The sequence below is a fragment of the Atopobium sp. genome (assembly GCF_034113385.1).
In the GTDB taxonomy this organism is placed as follows: Bacteria; Actinomycetota; Coriobacteriia; order Coriobacteriales; family Atopobiaceae; genus Atopobium.
On record NZ_JAXEXL010000013.1, the window covers coordinates 159,698 to 178,688 of the forward strand.

Consider the following 18,991-nt stretch of genomic DNA (forward strand, 5'->3'; position numbering starts at 1 on the left):
CGAGTAATATTTATCGACTAGTAAGGAGTGATGCGGGATGTTTTGGAGAAGGACGATGGCTAAACAAGAGGTAACTGTAAAGTTTGGCGGAGACATCGAAGAAGTCGATATTGATACGTTTGCTCATGTACTTCTTGATTATTCAACCGTTATTAGCGAAGCTGGGGCGATGGCAGACCCAAGCCTTAGAATTAATACAAATATTAGAGCCACTCGCCAAGGTTGTCTCGAGGCAGTATTATCTGTAGCAAATGGCGTAATTGGCTCTCTTCTTGCAGACCCGGCTGCCGCATCTACATTTCTTCTAAATACGATTTCTATTGCAAAAGACTCTTATAAACTTATTCAATTTCTAGCAGGTCATGGAGGGTGTTTAAAAGAAGTCCAGACGATTGGTGATGGGTGCGTAAAAGTAATCGCTAGCGATAATGCAACAATAAATATAAACATCGATTCGGTAAATCTGTATAAAGACAGTCCAAGAACGCATCGTGCTATTACAAATACGTTTTCTACCCTTGCAGAAGTAGGCGATATTGAGGAACTACAAATTAGTTCTCCAACATCTGACATCGAAACATTAAGCGTGCCCAAGGATCTATTTGCGAATATTGCTAATGTGCCCATGTATGAGAGTGTTGATGTCAAGCATGAAACCATTGACGCTATTTTGACAGTTATTAAGCCTGCTCTTACAACAGGGCATCGTAAGTGGGAGTTTATATGGCTTGGAAATAAAATGAGTGCCTATATTACTGATTGCGAATTTTTACAAGGCTTATCTAAGCAAAAATATAACTTCACTCTTGGGACAACGATGAATGTATCTCTTGATTTAATTCAGAAATACGACCCTAAGAAAAAGGCATTTCTTAATATCGATTATAACGTAGTGAAGGTAAACGCAGTTTACCCGCCAGTACTGGATGAGCCACTGTTCTAATAAATAAGAAATTGCCCTCGTTGCATCCGCCAAGACAAAACGAGGGCATGGCTACATGGAGTGTAACCATGACTGATTATATACCAGGTGGTCGGTATGGCCATCGATAAAACACCCAGTGGCAAATGGCGTGTGCGCGTCGAAATTGGGCGTGACGCAAGCGGGCGTCGCAAGCGCAAATCAGGCGTGTTTCCCACCAAAAGAGAAGCAAAAGCAGCAGAACACTTATGGAACGAGCTAGCGCGAAAAAACGTTATTGTGCGTGAATCTATGCTATTCGGGCAGTTTGTAAGCGAGATATACCTACCACAAGCTCAGGCGCGTGTACGCTATAACACATACAAGATGTATATGCGCGATTTAAAACTTAGACTACTTCCAGCATTTGGAAGCATAAAAATAGAGGATATTACGCATGAGCGCATTCAGGCTGTATTAAACGGATGTAGTAGCTACAAAGTGGCTACCAATACGCGTGATACATTGCGGCAAGTACTCAATGAAGCCTTGTCACTTGGATATATCAACGTAAATCCTGCCACACGGAGATACGCCATGCCAAAGCGTGAATTGTACCCAGAAGACCACAACGGCGACTGGCTTACCAGCTTTGCAGAGCACGACGCTTTTATTGCTCAGATAGACAGTGAGCTATTTAAAACTGTGGCCATACTTGGCTTGTCTTTAGGACTGCGCAAAGGCGAGATATTCGGTCTTAATTGGGAAGACATAGATCTTGACAAGCGCCTTGTGCATGTACAGCGTACATACGTAAAGGAGAAGGACGGATACAAACTTATGCCGCCAAAGACAAGGAAGAGTGACCGCTATGTGCCACTGCGCAAAACGTCCGCACAATGGCTCTACGCCCTTTATGAGAGTCGTAATAAGCCTACAGGGGCAGTATGCGTTAATTACAGGGGAGAACGCGCAAACCCGCGTGTAACGTCCCAGAGATGGCTTAAATACATTAGACGTCATAATTTGCCATACGTGACAATGCTTAATATGCGCCACAGCTTTGCCACAAGCTGTCTTATGGCTGGTATGGAGATAAGCAAGGTATCTCGCTATCTTGGCCATACATCCATCAATACAACCGTTGCACGCTATGTGCGCTATAAAGATGCAGACATGGTGGATGATTTCGATAGTTTTACGGAATAGAAATGGGTCACAAATGGGTCACGAGCCATTTGAAATATAGTGTAAAAATATGGCTATTACCTGCGTATACTCCGCTTAATTAAGGCGTGTACAAATGGGGTTCAAGTCCCTTACATCCCGCCATTTGTTTGCTCAGAGCCCCTTTGGGGCTCTTTTTTATTTTGTCTGGTGAGTGCCGCGTTTACCTGCGTATTAAAATGGTATAAATGTTATCGCTTATGTGTACATTAACCTGTACATTAACCTTACGCACCATTGGCTTTTGGCTAAGCCTGGAGGAATAGCATGGATTTGTCTAGAAAAACAGATTATGCGCTGCGCATTTTGGCAGAGCTCATTCGTGATGATGGTCAAACGGTTTTATCGGTAAGAACCGCTGCAAAAAAGAATGATGTGCCGTATTCCTTTGCGCGCTCCATTCAGCATGATTTAACGCTTGCGGGCATTATTCAGTCCACTCGTGGTGCTCATGGTGGTATGCAGCTCATGATTGACCCCAAAACCACCACCTTGCTTGAGGTAGTAGAGGCTTGCCAAGGCCCGGTTGCAATTTCCAATTGTGATTGGAATGGTCCTGATGGTGGTCCTTGTCCACGCAGTTCTCATTGTGCTTTTAATCCCATTTGGTGTGGTGCCACACGTATGCTCCGTGATTATCTTGCATCGGTTACCTTGTACGATGTTGTTTTTGGCACCAAAGCACCTTCTTTGCCTCAGAGCTATTGGAGTAGCTCTGCGTTTGAGACACTGCGCGCTCCAGCCATGGAAAACCTTCAGGCCGAGTTATAAATGTCTGCAGATCTGGGTGCTTTTCGCACAAAAGTGTTGGAAGAAGGGCAAGCGCGCTACAGGGATTTGCCGTGGCGTAATACGCATGACCCGTATCATATTTGGATTAGCGAAGTTATGCTTCAGCAAACGCAGGTGTCTCGTGTAGATGGACGGTGGCAACGTTGGCTTGTGCGCTTTCCATCCGTAGAGGTGCTTGCTCAAGCAGATACAGCGGACGTATTGGACGAGTGGCAGGGTCTTGGCTACAATCGCCGAGCACTTTCTGTTCATAAAGCTGCGCAACACATAGCAGCGCTTCCTGCTGGATTTCCCACTCAGCTGTCTGATTTGGTGGCTTTACCAGGCATTGGTCCTGCAACTGCTGCGGGTATTCGTGCCTTTGCCTTTGAGCTTCCTGGCGTATATCTAGAGACTAATGTCCGCACGGTATTTTTACATGAGCTGTTTCCTCATCAGGAAGGTATTTCTGACAAGCAACTTGTTCCACTTGTAGAGAAGACCTGTCCGACAGATGCGTCTAATCCACAAGATAGCCCGCGCAGCTGGTACTATGCACTGTTAGATTATGGTGCCTATTTAAAGAAAACCGTGCCCAATCCATCACGTCGTTCCAAATCTCATGTCAAGCAGTCAAAGTTTGAAGGCTCACATCGTCAAAAGCGTGCCGAGCTTGTGCGTATTTTGCTTGAGGCACGTCGTCTTGCTACACCCATGGGTGAGCTTGAATTGGCATTGGCGCTCAACGAGCAGGAGGTTCAAGCCGGTCGGCCTGTGGTTGAGCATGCAGAGTTTATCAAGCTGCTTAATGAGCTTTCTTCTGAAGGCTTTTGCACAAAAACAAGCACGGGGTGGATTGCTTAAGCCGCCGTTCTAAACAAAGTCTCCTTGTTAGCTTATGTCAACATTTTTGCAGGTAAAGCCGTGACCAGCAGTCTTTTTAAAATGCGTGCTTTACATAAAATTATGCACGCATAAAAACGAAATAAATTAATGTTTGTGCCGAAGTAGCATTTGCTATCGGCTACAATGGACACAGACGTGCGGAGGGGAGTCCGCAATAAAAGGAGGAAATCATGGCAGTAGATTTTGAGCATTCTCAGACTAAAAAGAATCTTGAGACCGCTTTTGCTGGTGAGTCCCAGGCCCACACCAAGTACGAGTATTATGCTTCCAAAGCAAAAAAAGAGGGCTATGTACAGATTTCTAATATCTTTACCGAGACCTCAGGCAATGAGAAAGAGCATGCAAAGCTCTGGTTTAAGTATCTTCATGACGGTGAGGTTCCCACCACTGCCGTAAATCTGGCAGATGCTGCTTCTGGCGAGAATTACGAGTGGACTGATATGTACGCTGGTTTTGCTCAGACCGCTAAGGAAGAGGGCTTTACCGAGATTGCAGCTAAGTTTGCTCTGGTTGGCGCTATCGAGAAGGCACATGAAGAGCGCTACAAGAAGCTGCTCTCGTCTGTTGAGGATGGTACCGTATTTTCTCGCGAGGGAGTAAAGGTTTGGAAGTGCATCAACTGCGGCCACTTGCATGTTGGTGCAGTTGCTCCTCAGGTATGCCCCACCTGCAATCATCCTCAGTCTTACTTTGAGGAGCAGGTAGTTAACTACTAAGAACCAGTATAGGTTTTAGCAGTCTTTTACAGCTACATATGCGGATGCATAAAACCGGCGTCTTTATGACGTCGGTTTTTGTATAGAGAGCGGCAGAGCTTGCTACTTTTGCCGAGTCTTTCTTTTCTTTATAGGATTGCCCTGTGCCTTAAACGCGCTGGGACAAATATCATTAAGAGGGCATTCCGCACAAAGGGGCTTCTTTGCATCGCAAATCTCACGACCAAAAAGTACCCATTGGTGATTGACGGGCCCCCACATAGTACGTGGAATAACAGCCAAAATGTCCTTCTCGGCAGCAGCAGGAGAAGGGGCGTTGGTGAGCTTAAGGCGTGTGGCAATACGGTACACATGGGTATCGACTGCAATGCCCTCAACAATTCCAAACGCATTGTTAAGCACAATATTTGCAGTTTTTCGTCCAACGCCAGGAAGAGAAGTGAGTTCATCCATGGTGCGTGGGACTTCTCCGCCAAAGTCAGCCATGATTTTTTGAGCAGTTTCTACCACGTGCTGCGATTTGGTTCTAAAAAATCCTAAGCGATGGATAACATCTCCTACCTCTACTGGTGATGCTGCAGCCATAGCTTCAGCTGTGGGCCATTTTTTGAACAGTGTAGGGGTTACCGAGTTCACGGCCTTATCGGTAGTTTGAGCAGAAAGCAATACGGCAATAACCAGCGTGAAGGGGTCGGTAAAGTGCAGGGCGCATTCGGCTGCTGGGTAGCGTTGGTTCATGCGCTCACAAACAATAAGCGCTCGCTCGCATTTAGCTTTTTTGGATTCTCGCGGCACGGTGACTCCTCTGGCACTGACGGCGTAGTCGTTGGGTAAAATGGTAGCAACTTACAACTATATTCCCGACTGCAATAAGTGTAGTCGGTTTTGGCATGTCATTTTGCAGGATGGGGAGCGTATTCGTGCTCATCAATAGAATTTCTCGGAGTTTGTTAACGGCACCCGCTCTTGCTGATGTGGTGCATGAGCTGGATAGCGGCTCTGATTGTGATGTAGCGGTAGCTCAGTCTGCTCGTCCTCTTACGCTTGCGAGCCTATGGGCACGCAAGCCTCGGCCTACGCTTATGGTGGTTTCTGGAGAAGAGATGGCTGACCGTGTAGCGCGTACGCTGTCTGCTTGGATTGGGCTTAACAACGTAGCTCGTTACCCAGAGCGCAAAGATTTGCCTTGGGCAGATGTAGCAGCAGACGATGCGGTGATTGGCGCGCGCTGCGCTGCCGTTTCTCGTTTAGCGCAGGCAGAGCCATGCATTGTAGTGGCAAGTGCGCGAGCACTTATGCGTCAAGTACCGCCCGTGGGTTCTGGGTATTGGGCAAGTTCCAGCTTTGCGGTGGGTGACGAAGTTCCTTTTGAGGATATGGGTGCATTGTTGGTTGGTATGGGTTATGCAGATGATGGTGAAGCTGCAACCCCAGGCACCTTCCACATTCATGGCGATGCGGTGGATGTGTTTCCTGCTCAGGCAACCGCACCTGTTCGCATAGAATTTTTTGGTGATGAGATTGACCGCGTGCGTCGTATGGTAGCTTCTACCAAACAAACCATTGGCGACCTTGAATCTGTTGTGGTGTGCCCCTGTCGTGAACTTGCGCTTACCGATACAACCGTGGAGCATGCACGTCGTGCGTTATACAACGATGCACAAGAAACGTCTGCCATTGCGGCAGACCTAGAGCTCATTGAAGCACGTTCTTCTTCTCCTATTATCGATAAATACCTGGTGGAGCTCTATGGCAGTACCTCATCTGTCTTTGCTCACATGAGCAAAGACACTCTGGTGGTGCTCTGTGAGCCTCGTGCCTTGTTTGATGATTGTCAGCGCAAATACGATGAATTGAGTGCTGCTGCAGCGGCAGCTCGTACCAAGCTTACCGGTTTGTTTGTAGAGCCACGCGGGATGGATTTTGGCAAGCAACAGCGCTTGTCTTTCTCATCAATTTTGCGTGCGGGAGCTGCTGCAGTGCATAAGCTGGAGGTGCGTCAACCTGCTATTGCGGGAGCAGATTCTAAATTATTAGGACGCATTCGCGCTTGCATAGAAAACAATATGGTCATTGCGTTTGCGGTCCCTGACCGCGGAGCTCGAGAAGCACTTGAACTAAGTTTAAGTGACGAGCGCATTGCCTTTTGTGAGGAACTGTCTACGAGTGCGGCTAACGCTCTTCCTGTATTGGACAAGCAAGCGCAAGAGCAAGCTCAGGCGTTTGAACGGGGGCTCGTAAGTTTTATTGATGCGCCGGTGCCAGCTGGCACGATTTTTCCCGAGGCATCCTTAGCGGTTTTCTCGGTAGGGGATTTAACGCAGCGCATGGCCAAGCAAGGTGCTCGTAGACGCGTTGACCCCACCAGCGTTACGTTTCCCTTTAAACCGGGTGACTACGTTGTGCACGCCACGCATGGAATTGCGCTCTTTGCGGCCATTGTACGCCAAGAGGTTTCGGGCAAAGAACGAGATTACTTTTTATTGGAATATGCCAATAATGACAAGCTTTTTGTACCATTAGAGCAGGTAGACCGCATTACGCGCTATATTGGTCCCGATGGCTCGAGCCCACGGTTAACGCGCCTGAACACGGCGGATTGGTCTCGTGCAACGGGTAAGGCACGCAAGAGTGCCAAGAAGTTGGCATTTGACTTAGTAGATTTGTATACGCGTCGCGCATCAGTTGCAGGCCATGCTTGTGCGCCAGACACGCCAGCTCAGGCGGATATGGAATCAAGCTTTCCCTATGACGTTACGCCTGATCAGGCTCATGCTATTGCAGATATTAAGGCAGATATGGAGTCCAACCGACCCATGGACCGTTTGCTCTGTGGCGATGTTGGATTTGGCAAGACTGAAGTTGCACTACGCGCAGCATTTAAAGCAGTTATGGATGGCCGTCAAGTTATGGTGCTGTGCCCCACAACCATTTTAGCCGAGCAACATTATCAAACGTTCTTCAAGCGCTTTACCCCATTTGATGTAGATGTCCGAGTACTTTCCCGCTTTGTGACGCCTGCAAAACAGCGCCGTGCGCTTGAAGGATTTTCTGCTGGGGACGTCAAGGTTCTTATCGGCACGCATCGCTTGTTGTCCAGTGATGTTAATCCGCATGATTTGGGACTTATTATTATTGATGAGGAACAGCGCTTTGGCGTTCAACATAAAGAGCAGCTCAAAAACATGCGTGAACAAGTAGATGTGTTGACGTTATCTGCTACGCCTATTCCGCGTACTATGCAGATGGCTATGAGTGGCGTGCGCGATATGTCGCTCATTTTAACCCCGCCGCCAGGTCGTATTCCTGTGCAGGTTACCGTGGGTGAGTTTGATTTAGACGTCGTTTCTGCTGCCATTCGTGAAGAGTTAGCACGTAAAGGTCAGGTCTATTACGTATCTAATCGTGTCACAACTATTGATGACGCTGTGGCGCGTGTACAAGAGGCGGCGCCGGAGGCGCGCATTGGTGTAGCGCACGGCAAGATGAATGCTCGCGAGACTGAAGATGTTATGATGCGCTTTGAAGCACATGAGATTGACGTGCTTATTGCTACCACCATTATTGAGAGTGGTATTGATAATCCGCATACCAACACGTTGATTATTGAGGATTCTCAACGCTTGGGTCTGGCGCAGTTATACCAGCTTAAGGGCCGTGTAGGTCGTGGCCGTATACAGGCCTATGCCTACTTTATGTTTCCTGGTGAGCTGCCGCTTACACCTGAGGCAACAGATCGTTTGATGGCCATTAATGAGTTCCAAGAGCTGGGTAGTGGCATGCGTATTGCTATGCGCGACCTAGAGATTCGTGGCGCGGGCTCGTTGATGGGTGGCGAGCAGCACGGCAATTTGTCGAGTGTAGGCTTTGATTTGTTTACACAAATGCTGGGACAAGCGGTTGCAGAGGCACGTGGTGAGTCTGCAGATTTACCTCCTGCAGAAGTTACTATTAATTTGCAGGCAGACTTTTATCTAGCAGATGAGTACATCCCTGATGTAGATAAACGCGTGCTGGTGTATCGTCAGTTGGCAGGGGCTATGGAGTTAGCTGAAGTGGATGCGCTAGAGCAGGATGTAGAAGAACGCTATGGTGCCCTGCCTTTAGCTGGTCGCAACCTGTTTGACCGTGCTCGTATTCGTATTCGTGCACAGAGGTTGGGTGTAACGTCGGTTGCTCTGACGGAAGGACGCCTCATATACTTAGGTTTAGAAGTACCGCGCGATAAGAGCCTTAAGCTGCGCGAGCGAGGTGCTCTTGTGTATCCCAAGACCAAGAAACTGGCCTATCCATTTCATAGACAACGAGGCATTTTTGCAGGCAGCGCGTCTGCTTCTGAAGCGCGTAGCATCGAAGAACTTCTTCCTGCTGCACTTGGTGTGTTAGAAGAAGTTGGCGGAGATGACGAAGAGTAAGTAAGGAGTTCTTTTATGGACGTGCGTGCAGTGCTCTTTGATATGGATGGAGTTCTTATTGACTCTGAGCCCTTTTACAATCAACGTATTGATGCGTTTCTAAAAAGCATAGGGCGAGCTCCAGAAAGCATGATTGATTTTACAGGGTCCAATGACAATGCCATTTGGGAGACTTTGGTACCAGAAGATGCAACGTTACGCGACGCGTTACATGCACAATATGATGCGTATCGAGCAGTACATCCTGTTGACTGTGTATCAAGAGGTAACCCGCAGGCACCCAAGCTTTTTGAGGCGCTCCACGCCCGTGGCGTATTGACTGCTATCTGCTCTTCTTCAGAGCTGAGTATGATTCAGGAATACATGCATGTTCAGAACGTAGAATCACTTATTGACTTTGCAATAAGTGGAACTCAATGTGCTTATCATAAGCCACATCCCGAGATTTATCTTAGTGCCATGGAAGCTTTAGGAGTGCAACCTCGGCAATGTTTGGTTGTAGAAGACTCTCCCATAGGCATCCGCGCAGGTCTTGCAAGCGGTGCAAGGGTAGTAGCACTTTCTCAATACTCGGCAGATCGTCTAGATCAAAGCGAGGCACATGCGATAGTTGGCCAGTTACATGACATCTTGTCTTTTGTACATCCACAGTAGTCCAAGGTGTCTTCTCTACCTGCATGTTTTATTTCTTGATCAAAACAAAAAGCCTCTCTGCATTGGCAAGCAGTATTATGTAGGGAGTCGTTACCAGTTTGATGTATAGCTAAATGCTGTTAATGCTCGGAAAGGTGCAAATAATATGACGCAACAAGCAGCTAACCATGTGGAGATAAGCTCCGAAGACCTTGCTATTCTTAATCGTGCACCTCAGCTGCGTTGGGTAACACTGGGTTGTGGACTTATTGCCCACGAGATGGCGGAAGCACTGGCACAACAGGGACGTTGCTTTGCTGGCGCTTTTAGCCGTACACCCGCTAAGGTTCAAGAATTTGCTCAGCGTTACGGTATTGAGCGTGTGTATACCTCAGTGGATGAGGTAATGGCTGATCCAGATGTTGACGTGGTATATATTGCAACGCCGCATACTACGCATGCATCCTATATTCGTGCGGCGCTTATGGCTGGTAAGCATGTTATGTGCGAGAAAGCTATTACGATTAATGTTTCTGAGCTCGATGAGCTGCAAGCATTAGCTGCCGATAAGGGCTTGGTGCTTATGGATTCGTGCACCATTTTGCATATGCCACTCTATAAGGAGCTGCGCCGTCGCTTAGAGGCAGGCGATTTTGGTCGCGTGCACCTAGCGCAGGTCAATTTTGGTTCCTTCCATGAGTTTGATGCACAATCGCGTTTCTTCAATCCTGCACTGGGCGGCGGAGCCATGTTGGATATTGGCGTGTATGCGTTTTCTTTAGTACGCACGTTTTTCTCGAGCATCCCTACAGAGCTTGTCTCGCTAGAAAATCCCGCTCCTACAGGCGTGGATGATGAGTGCGCCATAGCCATGCGCAACGCAGAAGGCCAGTTGGGTGTGATTACCCTTACACTTCAGGCTAAGCAGCCAAAACGCTATGTAATTGCTACCGATAAAGGCTATTTAGAGGGTATGGAATATCCGCGCGCAGATGTAGCAACCTTCCGTAAGTGGCCCGAAAACACGGTGGAAACCATTGCGGTGGGCAAGCGTGCGCTCGCACTCAACTACGTAGTGGCAGATGTGGAGGCCGCTGTTGCTGGCGAGCAGGATGCCATTCGTATCAATGCATGGTCGCGTGATGTTATGAAACTCATGACGGATTCCCGATATGCATGGGATTTTCGTTTTCCAGGCGAGGAATAGCCATGAGTTTTGCCGCCGATTCTGCAGATGAGCAGTCGCGTCTGCGTCCTGGTGCACCGGGCAAGCATCCTGAGTTTGACCGTCTAGCCCGCACGATTTGGTGTCTTCGTCAACCCGATGGTTGCCCTTGGGACAAGGTGCAAACACACCAGTCCATTGCAAAGAACATGCTCGAAGAGGCCTTTGAGGCGGTTGATGCTATCGAGGCACAAGACTCCAGCCATTTGCGAGAAGAGCTGGGAGATGTGCTTATGCAGGTGTTGCTGCATGCGCAAATTGCAGCTGATGCGGGTGAGTTTACGTTAGATGATGTCTGCCGTGACCTTAATGAAAAGCTCGTGCGTCGTCACCCACATGTATTTGGTGAGCTAGATGCGTCAGATACGGATGAGGTTCTTACCATTTGGGATGACGTAAAGAAAGCCGAGCGTGCAGGTGGCAAAAATGATGCTGCACCCGAAGGCCTTCTCGATAGTGTGCCCAGAGCATTACCTGCACTTATGCAAGCGCAGAAAATCTCTAAGCGCGCTGCTCAGGTTGGTTTTGAATGGAAGACCACACAAGATGTTTGGGATAAGGTAGAAGAGGAACGCGGCGAGTTTTTGGCCGAGAAACCCGGAACAGCCCAGGCCACTATGGAGTTTGGTGACCTTTTATTTGCGCTGGTAAATGTGGCGCGTAAGGAAGGCATTGATGCGGAAGAGGCCTTGCGTATGGCTAACCGCAAGTTTCGTGCACGCTGGGCACAGGTAGAAATGCAGGCTCAAAAGGCTTCTCGTGAGCTGGAAAGCTATACTGCAGATGAACTTGAGGTTCTGTGGAATGTGGTCAAGGCGGATGAGTCGCTATAATAAAGGCAACTATCTGTCGTACAATGTATACTGCGCATCACAAACACAGCAGAAATGAACTCACTTATGGCATCAGCTGATGACACAATTTCCTTTAAAGCTCAGAAGGGCAAAAAGCCTGTTCAGAGGGCTCAATCTAGCAAGACGACTGAGGCTAGCGACGGTCGTATTCATGCAAAAAAACGTGCGGTGCGTAAGGAAGAAAAATCATCTTCTAAGCTGCAGCAACTAGCTGCTTGGTATGCTAAGTTAGGCAATTACCGTGCCTTGCTCATGGTATTGGGCGGCATAGTGTTGGTAGTTGTTGCATTGTACTCACCTTTACGCTCCTGGTATGCTGCTCAGCGTGATGCAGAGTTATATACCAAGCAATTACAAACCCTCAAGAATGATAATGCTGCCTTGCAAGAAAATGTAACGCGTTTGCAGTCCAAAGAAGGTATTGAGGATGAGGCTCGTAAGCGCGGCTATGTAGTGCAAGGAGAAACCTCGGTTACCATCAATGGCATGAAAGACGGTGGTGAGGCCAAGGCGGATGCGTCAAAGAACTCTTTGGACGGCGTTGCCACAGACGATCCTTGGTATATCAAAGTGCTCGATGCTGTTTTCTTGTATCAGGCACCTACCATACATGAATAAAACAATCAGACATAAAACGAGTAATGTACTCCGGTAACTATATATGGTAAAAAAATATTCCAAAATAGCATGTATTGATATTGGTACGGTTACCTCGCGTTTAGCTTTAGCTTGCTTTGATTCTTCTCGCAATACATTGCAATCGATTCAAAAACAATCATGTATTTGTGACCTGGGAGAAGGCCTTGCAGAATCAGGCATATTGTCCGACGCAGCCATCGATCGAGTGTTAGCTGCAACCTCTAGGTTTATAGATGCGGCTCATGCATGGGGAGCGGACAGTGCTGTATGCACGCTTACGAGTGCCGCCCGTGATGCAGCAAACTCTACGATTTTGCTTGAGGGACTTCGAGCTCAAGGACTTGTACCACAAGTTATCCCCGGATCAGTAGAAGCTCGCCTTACCTTTATAGGTGTGGCGTCTGACTTTACAGAGAAACGCATTGTTGTTTGTGACAGCGGTGGCGGTTCAACAGAACTTGCGGTTGGTACGGTGTATGCTCATGGAGTGCTTGAGTTGGAGGAAGTAGTTTCTCTCCAAATTGGTGCGCGCCGTATTACGGATATGTTTTTGTTGGAATCTAATCCACCAACGCTTTTGGCGCGCAAAAAAGCATATGACTATTGCAATCAGGCGTATATGAGGCACATGCCTGCTGTTTTGCGCAATGCTGCGCTGCCAATTATTGCTGTAGGTGGAACGGCTACCTCACTCGTAGCAATGGATAAGCAGTTGCGGCCCTATGACAGTGCTGCTGTACATTTGTCTCATATCACAACACACAAAGTTGGCCAACTTGTAGACCTTCTCGGCAGCATGACGGTAGACCAACGTGCACACGTAGTGGGGCTACAACCTAAACGCGCAAAAGTTATTTTAGGTGGCACTATTGTGCTGCAGGCTTTGCTTCGGGTGGCAAACTCTCCATATATGCAGGTCAGTGAGCATGATTTGCTGTACGGGTTGGCAAATGTGGCCCATGCCGCGCAATTTGGTATGCAGAGTTTTGAGGATTGGGACATTCAACTCTCGCATCTGTGATAAAACTGCGGTAGGATAGTGCAGTACCTGTGTGGGGGCGTGGTGGAATTGGCAGACGCAGGGGATTTAAAATCCCTGGCCGAAAGGCTTGCGGGTTCGAGTCCCGCCGCCCCTACCAGCTTTTCTCTAGGCATCCATCACACGCGTACGAGGATTATTCACTCGGTTTAACAGGTTTGATGTAGTATGCCACGTTCTTCGTATGATTTAAAAGCTACCAAAACAGCCTCTAAGTCTGTACTGCATTCGCAGGTAGCCAATGTTCTTCGCGAGAAAATCTATAAACGTGAGTGGGTGCCAGGTCAGCGTATTCCTTCAGAAAACACGCTCGTAAAAAGCTATGGTATTTCACGAGGAACCGTACGCAAGGCGTTGGGCGCGCTCATAGAGGAGGGTCTCCTCAAATCAATTCATGGCAGCGGTACCTTTGTAGAGGATCACGCCATTTCTCATCCAGCAGGTGAGAAACCCATTTCATTTGCTAAATCACTCAACAAGCAAGGTAAGCAGTTTGTAACTCTTGTACAGAACAAGCAGTTGCTCGATGCTACGCCTGAGGTAGCTAGTCAGCTACATATTTCCGTTGGTGACTCCGTTATGTTTTTGCGGCGCATTCGTTTAGTAGAGAATGAGCCTATTATGTGTCAGGAAGGCTACTATCCTTTGCGAGAATGCCCTGGTATCGACAGAGCAGATTTTACAGTTGAGTCAGCTTTTGATGTTGTACAAACTTGTTCAGGTCGTAAAGTTAAAACATCTCGTATGCGTTATGTAGCTCGCGTTGCTGGTGATGAGCATGGTGCCTACCTTGATGTGGATGCAGCGGCGCCAGTTTTGTTGTTGGAACAAACCATTTTGCTTGATGATGACACGCCTGTGGAGTGGAGTTACACCTGGTTTAAGGCTGGACAAGAGATAGTGGGAATAGCCACTCAGGAACAATAACAATTTTCTCTTGCATTGTTCACGGTTTATGCATAAACTTGTTCATAAAAATATATACAAGTTAATGAGATGCGTAACAGCGTATTGGTAAGTTGGTAAGCTTGTGCAAGGGAGTTCCATATGGAAAAAGTAGTCCTGCAGCGTCCGTTCTTCGTAGTAAATCCCAAGTCCTACTTGTATGGGGAAGAGGTTTATAAGCTTGCAAAAAAGACTGATGAGTTGTGCGAGCGCTATAACTTTCAGTCTTTATTTACTGCACAACTTATTGATCTTCCCTGGATTATTGCGCATTGTCCTCACTTGATTCCCTGTGCACAAACCATGGAATCATTAAAACCCGGTCGTGGTATGGGACACGTATTGCCAGAGGCGTTGGCAGCAGCAGGCGTTAAGGCAACCTTCCTCAATCATGCAGAAAATCCTATGACTATGCATGAGCTGGCGGCAACTATTGCGCGCGCTCATGAAGTGGGCATTCTTACTTGCGTATGTGCGGACTCTGTAGAAGAGGCCCGTGCAATTGCACAACTGCGCCCCGATATTATGACCTGCGAGCTTACCAGCCTTATTGGCACTGGCCAGATTGCTGGCGAAGATTACATTCGCAGTTCTACTCAGGCTGTAAAGGAAGTTTCTCCTAACACTATGGTGCTACAGGCCGCCGGCATTTCTACTGGTCAAGATGTCTATGATGCTATTATGTATGGTGGCGACGCTACGGGTGGTACTTCTGGTATTGTTGCTGCAGATGACCCCTTTGCAACTCTGGAAGAAATGTTTGCAGCTTTGGACCGCGCACGTACCAAGCTTGCTAAGGAGCATAACTAATGAGCGTCTATAAGGGTCTTGTAACGGTACAGACACAAGCTGGCAAGCCTACCTATATTGATGTAACTAATCAGGTAGATGCCATTGTCCAGGAGTCTGGTATTACAGAAGGAACGGTTACGGTCATCTCGTGCCACACCACCTGCGCGCTTTTCTCGGATGAATTTGATCATGACCGCACGGGAGCTGGTGATCTGTTTTTGCAGGCAGATCTTAATGATGGCCTCCAAAAAATCTTTCCTGAGCAAAAAGATTGGTCTACCTATCGCTATCCCGGCGAGAAGCACTTTGAGGAAGTAGAAAGTTGGCCTTCTGCAGCAAGTTATCTTCCTAATGGGGATCGTACTATGCTTTGGAATGGAGATGCTCATCTGCGTGCTACGCTTTTGGGCAGTTCATGCATCTTTGAAGTAGAGGAAGGTAAGTTGCAAATGAGTGGTCTTGCCTCCATCTTCTTTGTAGATTATGACCGTACGCGTGAGCGTACACGTAAGGTCCGCGTTATTGTCATGGGTGAATAGTCATAAAAACTGCTACTTTTAGCATTTTTTGACCACGTTTGTGCAATACTTCTATAGTTTATTCGAGCTGTTTTAAACATTTTTGAAGGGGGGAAACATGAAGAACATCATTTTAGCTTGTGGCTCTGGCGTAGCAACTTCTACGGCTGTTGCAGCCAAGATTAAGGACCTGTTAGATTCCAACGGTCTTGCAGGTACCTTTACCATTACCACCTGCTCCATCTCTGAGGCAGTTGGTAAATCCAAGGATGCTGATTTGCTCATTGCCACTACCGTTAAGCCAGATGGTATTGAGTGCCCATTTATTTCTGGCATTCCATTCCTTACTGGTATGGGCCGTGCCGCTGCAGAGCAGCAGGTAGTTGACTTTATAAAGAACTAGTTTTGCTCGTACGAAAGTTCGTAAAAACGAGCTGTTGTTCATGATGAGAGAGGGAAATTAAACATGGACACTATCGTCAGTTTCTTTTCCGGTGTCTCCAGCTTGGGCGTATCTGTTGTAATGCCCATTGTTCTTACCATTATTGGCATGTGTTTTGGCGCAGGATTTGGTAAGTCTCTTAAGGCTGGTTTGACCGTTGGCATTGGCTTTATTGGTCTTAACCTTGTAATTAATCAGCTTATGGGTACGGACTTTGCTGGTGCTGTTACCGCAATGGTACAGCGTTTTGGTCTGTCCCTTTCCGTTATTGATGTAGGCTGGCCTGCCGCTTCTGCAATTGCAATGGGCTCTATTGTTGGCACCATTATTATTCCGCTGTCTTTGGCAGTTAACATTGTGATGTTGCTTACCAATACCACCCAAACTGCAGACGTTGATATTTGGAATTACTGGCACTTTGCCTTTACGGGTGCTCTTGTTGCTGTTGTTACCAACAATGTGGCTTTTGGTATTTGTGCTGCAATTATCAACGAGGTCGTTGTCCTTGTTATTGGTGATGTAACTGCTCCCATGGTTGAGGAATCTCTGGGCCTTCCTGGCGTTTCTATTCCTCATGGCTTTGCAGGTGCTTATGCTCCTATTGCTTTTGCCATGGACTGGCTTATTGACAAGATTCCTGGCCTTAACAAGATTGACATTAATGTACAGAGCCTTCAAAAGCGCTTTGGTGTATTTGGTGACCCTGTCATGTTGGGCTCTCTTATTGGTCTTGTAATTGGCATTCTTGCTGGATATGGCTTCCTTCCTGTTGTAGATGCTGCTACTGGCAAAGCTACTCCAAGCTTCCTTGCTACAGCAGTTTCTATGGGCGCTGTCATGGTTCTTATTCCTAAGATGGCTGCTTTGCTTATGGAGGGCTTGCTTCCTATTTCTGATGCTGCTTCTGCATTTATTCAGAATCACTTCCAGAGTCGCGGCAAGATTTACATTGGTCTTGACTCCGCCGTTGGTACTGGCCATCCTGTAACGCTTACCATGGCTCTTATTCTTGTACCTTTTGCAATTTTGTTGGCACTTATCCTTCCTGGCAATAAGGTAATGCCTTTGGTAGACCTTGCCTGCATTCCTTATATGTTGGTATTGGTTACTCCCATCGTTCATCAGAATGGCTTCCGTGGCATCTTGACTGGTATTGTTGTGTTGGCTGTTGGCCTTTACATTGCTACCGACCTGTCTCCCCTCATTACCACTGCCGCTGCAAATGTAAACTTTGATATGAACGGTGCTGCTGCAATTTCTTCCATCTGTGATGGTGCTAATCCGCTTACCTGGGTTATTGTTCGTCTGGGCGCGCTTGGTAATGGCATCGGCCTTATTATCCCTGCTGTTGGCGTACTTGCTCTTGCTGTATGGAATCGTACGCGCATTCTCAAGGAAGCCGCAGCAATGCACGAAGCAGAGACTGCTTCTGCAGAGTAGCTGGTTGTTTGTAGGAACTATATACAAATAAAGCTCCATGTGGAGGCGGGACTTTCGCAAGGAGGTTCCGCCTCTGGAGGTTGTAATGGGAACTTATATATATGATGCAAAGCGATTTGGCTTCTCGGTAACGTTTATTGGCATATTTTGCATTGCCATGTGTCTAGCAAGTATCGCTGCATTTTTTAATATGTTTAGCCTGCCTAAGGGTATTGCTGCGGTAGTACTTATTGTTGCGGGCTATCAAATATGGAACACTTTCATTGCACTTGCTAATCCACGCCAAGTTACGATTGATGAGCATAGTATCGCGTTTAGCGCGTATGGCCGCACCGACAGGTTTGTCTTGGATGACATTCATGCTTTTACCGTGCGCGAATTTCCAGGGAAGCGCTATGTTCGCATTAATGAGGGTGGTCTGTTGCGTGGCAGGTATTGGGTGCAAACAGGTTTTATGGACAACGGAGAAGCTCTTGAGGCTTGGTTGTCTGAGTTTGAATATCAGGTAAATCCCAATACAGTTAAGGCGCAGGCGCGTCACTCCAATCAAAACTATGCTGCTCACAAACAGCAAATTGAAGAGATTCTTGAGCGTGATAAGCGTCAAAAGCGCACCAAATCCAGTACAAAGGAGAAATAATGCTGGTAAATCTTCGCGATATTTGTGCTATTGCCGAGCAAAACAATATGGCAATCGCTTCCTTTAATACTCCGAGCCTTGAGGCAGTGCGCGCTGCTATTGATGCTGCCGAGAAAACCGGGTACCCCGTTATCTTATCCCATGCAGAGGGACATGAGCCGCTTGCGCCTTTGGATGTTATTGGACCAGCTATGATTGCTTTGGCAGAGCGCTCGAGTGCACTTATCTGTGTGCATCTTGACCACTGTGAACACCTATCGTATATGCGTCGCGCTCTGGAACTAGGTTTTACCGGAGCTATGTTTGATGGGTCCTACCTGCCGTATGAGGAAAATGTTGCCAATTCTCAACGCGCGGCAGACATGTGTGCCGCTTTTGATGCGGGCCTGGAGTGTGAGCTGGGTTCTATGGGTTCTCGCGAGGCGGGAGCTCGTGATGAGGGAGGCACTGCAGAAGAGTCCGGTGCTGTATATACAGATCCCCTACAAGCAGAAGCGTTTATCAACAGTACAGGTTTGGATATTTTGGCATGTTCGTTTGGTACCGTTCATGGAATCTATAAGGGCGAGCCTCATCTTAATTTTGATGTGCTCACCAATATTCGTAAGCGCGTGCATACGCCTCTTGTTATGCACGGTGGTTCAGGTGTATCTGATGAGGATTATCACAAAGCTATTGATGCAGGTATTCGCAAGATCAACTACTACACCTATGGCGTAAAATTTGCAGGTGACGCCGTTCGTTCGCTTATTGCCGAGCGCGAGGCTCAAAGCAGTGACGCAATTGTTTACTGGCACGATATGACCGCCGCAGCTTACGAGCGTCTTGTGGACGACTTTACGAACGTAGTAACTGTATTCGCCAACGGCGCAAAACCACTTGCCTAAG

At 47.5% G+C, this 18,991-nt stretch carries 19 protein-coding genes and 1 tRNA gene; 19 read left to right on the forward strand and 1 reads right to left on the reverse strand.

What is annotated here, in order from left to right:
* Positions 1 to 55: 55 nt before the first annotated feature.
* The 5 genes from SPD80_RS04115 to rbr all read left to right on the forward strand — a co-directional run bounded on the left by SPD80_RS04115 (position 56) and on the right by rbr (position 4,521).
* On the forward strand, positions 56 to 943 hold the full coding sequence (locus SPD80_RS04115; protein WP_320828614.1) for a hypothetical protein: 888 nt from the start codon (positions 56 to 58) through the stop codon (positions 941 to 943).
* Positions 944 to 1,039: 96 nt separating this feature from the next.
* Complete coding sequence (locus SPD80_RS04120; protein ID WP_320828615.1) at positions 1,040 to 2,110, forward strand: site-specific integrase; 1,071 nt, start codon at positions 1,040 to 1,042, stop codon at positions 2,108 to 2,110.
* 285 nt (positions 2,111 to 2,395) lie between these two features.
* Positions 2,396 to 2,899: an Rrf2 family transcriptional regulator gene (locus SPD80_RS04125; protein WP_320828616.1), complete on the forward strand. Its 504-nt coding sequence runs from the start codon at positions 2,396 to 2,398 to the stop codon at positions 2,897 to 2,899.
* Positions 2,900 to 3,763 carry an adenine glycosylase gene (locus tag SPD80_RS04130; RefSeq protein ID WP_320828618.1) on the forward strand — a complete coding sequence of 288 codons (864 nt, stop codon included), beginning with the start codon at positions 2,900 to 2,902 and terminating at the stop codon, positions 3,761 to 3,763.
* A gap of 212 nt (positions 3,764 to 3,975) precedes the next feature.
* Positions 3,976 to 4,521 carry a rubrerythrin gene (gene rbr / locus SPD80_RS04135; protein ID WP_320828619.1) on the forward strand — a complete coding sequence of 182 codons (546 nt, stop codon included), beginning with the start codon at positions 3,976 to 3,978 and terminating at the stop codon, positions 4,519 to 4,521.
* 102 nt (positions 4,522 to 4,623) lie between these two features.
* Here rbr and nth read toward each other — a convergent pair whose 3' ends face one another.
* Positions 4,624 to 5,316: an endonuclease III gene (gene nth, locus SPD80_RS04140; protein ID WP_320605542.1), complete on the reverse strand. Its 693-nt coding sequence runs from the start codon at positions 5,314 to 5,316 to the stop codon at positions 4,624 to 4,626.
* 125 nt (positions 5,317 to 5,441) lie between these two features.
* Between nth and mfd the strand changes: the two genes are divergently transcribed.
* The 14 genes from mfd (at position 5,442) to SPD80_RS04210 (ending at position 18,990) form a co-directional block, all read left to right on the forward strand.
* Complete coding sequence (gene mfd / locus SPD80_RS04145; RefSeq protein ID WP_320828621.1) at positions 5,442 to 8,936, forward strand: transcription-repair coupling factor; 3,495 nt, start codon at positions 5,442 to 5,444, stop codon at positions 8,934 to 8,936.
* A gap of 15 nt (positions 8,937 to 8,951) precedes the next feature.
* Positions 8,952 to 9,590, forward strand: coding sequence for an HAD family phosphatase (locus SPD80_RS04150; RefSeq protein ID WP_320828623.1), 639 nt, complete (start codon positions 8,952 to 8,954; stop codon positions 9,588 to 9,590).
* A 145-nt stretch (positions 9,591 to 9,735) separates the two neighbouring features.
* Entirely contained in the window at positions 9,736 to 10,776 is a 1,041-nt protein-coding gene (locus tag SPD80_RS04155) for a Gfo/Idh/MocA family oxidoreductase (RefSeq protein ID WP_320828625.1), read from the forward strand.
* A 2-nt stretch (positions 10,777 to 10,778) separates the two neighbouring features.
* Complete coding sequence (gene mazG, locus SPD80_RS04160; protein ID WP_320828627.1) at positions 10,779 to 11,627, forward strand: nucleoside triphosphate pyrophosphohydrolase; 849 nt, start codon at positions 10,779 to 10,781, stop codon at positions 11,625 to 11,627.
* A 66-nt stretch (positions 11,628 to 11,693) separates the two neighbouring features.
* A complete protein-coding gene (locus SPD80_RS04165) occupies positions 11,694 to 12,266 on the forward strand; it encodes a septum formation initiator family protein (protein ID WP_320605971.1) in 573 nt (190 codons plus the stop codon).
* A gap of 43 nt (positions 12,267 to 12,309) precedes the next feature.
* A complete protein-coding gene (locus SPD80_RS04170) occupies positions 12,310 to 13,308 on the forward strand; it encodes a phosphatase (RefSeq protein WP_320828629.1) in 999 nt (332 codons plus the stop codon).
* Between the two features lie 33 nt (positions 13,309 to 13,341).
* Positions 13,342 to 13,426 (forward strand) — tRNA-Leu (locus tag SPD80_RS04175).
* Between the two features lie 68 nt (positions 13,427 to 13,494).
* Positions 13,495 to 14,253 (forward strand): GntR family transcriptional regulator, encoded by a 759-nt coding sequence (locus SPD80_RS04180; protein ID WP_320828631.1) that lies wholly within the window; start codon positions 13,495 to 13,497, stop codon positions 14,251 to 14,253.
* A gap of 120 nt (positions 14,254 to 14,373) precedes the next feature.
* Positions 14,374 to 15,081 (forward strand): triose-phosphate isomerase, encoded by a 708-nt coding sequence (locus SPD80_RS04185; RefSeq protein WP_320828633.1) that lies wholly within the window; start codon positions 14,374 to 14,376, stop codon positions 15,079 to 15,081.
* Positions 15,081 to 15,602 (forward strand): YjbQ family protein, encoded by a 522-nt coding sequence (locus SPD80_RS04190; RefSeq protein ID WP_320828634.1) that lies wholly within the window; start codon positions 15,081 to 15,083, stop codon positions 15,600 to 15,602. Before SPD80_RS04185 ends, SPD80_RS04190 begins: the two co-directional genes overlap by 1 nt.
* 97 nt (positions 15,603 to 15,699) lie before the next feature.
* Positions 15,700 to 15,984: a PTS sugar transporter subunit IIB gene (locus tag SPD80_RS04195; protein ID WP_320828636.1), complete on the forward strand. Its 285-nt coding sequence runs from the start codon at positions 15,700 to 15,702 to the stop codon at positions 15,982 to 15,984.
* A 63-nt stretch (positions 15,985 to 16,047) separates the two neighbouring features.
* On the forward strand, positions 16,048 to 17,463 hold the full coding sequence (locus tag SPD80_RS04200; protein WP_320828637.1) for a PTS galactitol transporter subunit IIC: 1,416 nt from the start codon (positions 16,048 to 16,050) through the stop codon (positions 17,461 to 17,463).
* Between the two features lie 85 nt (positions 17,464 to 17,548).
* A complete protein-coding gene (locus SPD80_RS04205; RefSeq protein WP_320828638.1) occupies positions 17,549 to 18,103 on the forward strand; it encodes a hypothetical protein in 555 nt (184 codons plus the stop codon).
* Positions 18,103 to 18,990: a class II fructose-bisphosphate aldolase gene (locus SPD80_RS04210; RefSeq protein ID WP_320828639.1), complete on the forward strand. Its 888-nt coding sequence runs from the start codon at positions 18,103 to 18,105 to the stop codon at positions 18,988 to 18,990. The genes SPD80_RS04205 and SPD80_RS04210 overlap by 1 nt, the downstream gene beginning before the upstream one ends.
* Position 18,991: the final 1 nt, after the last annotated feature.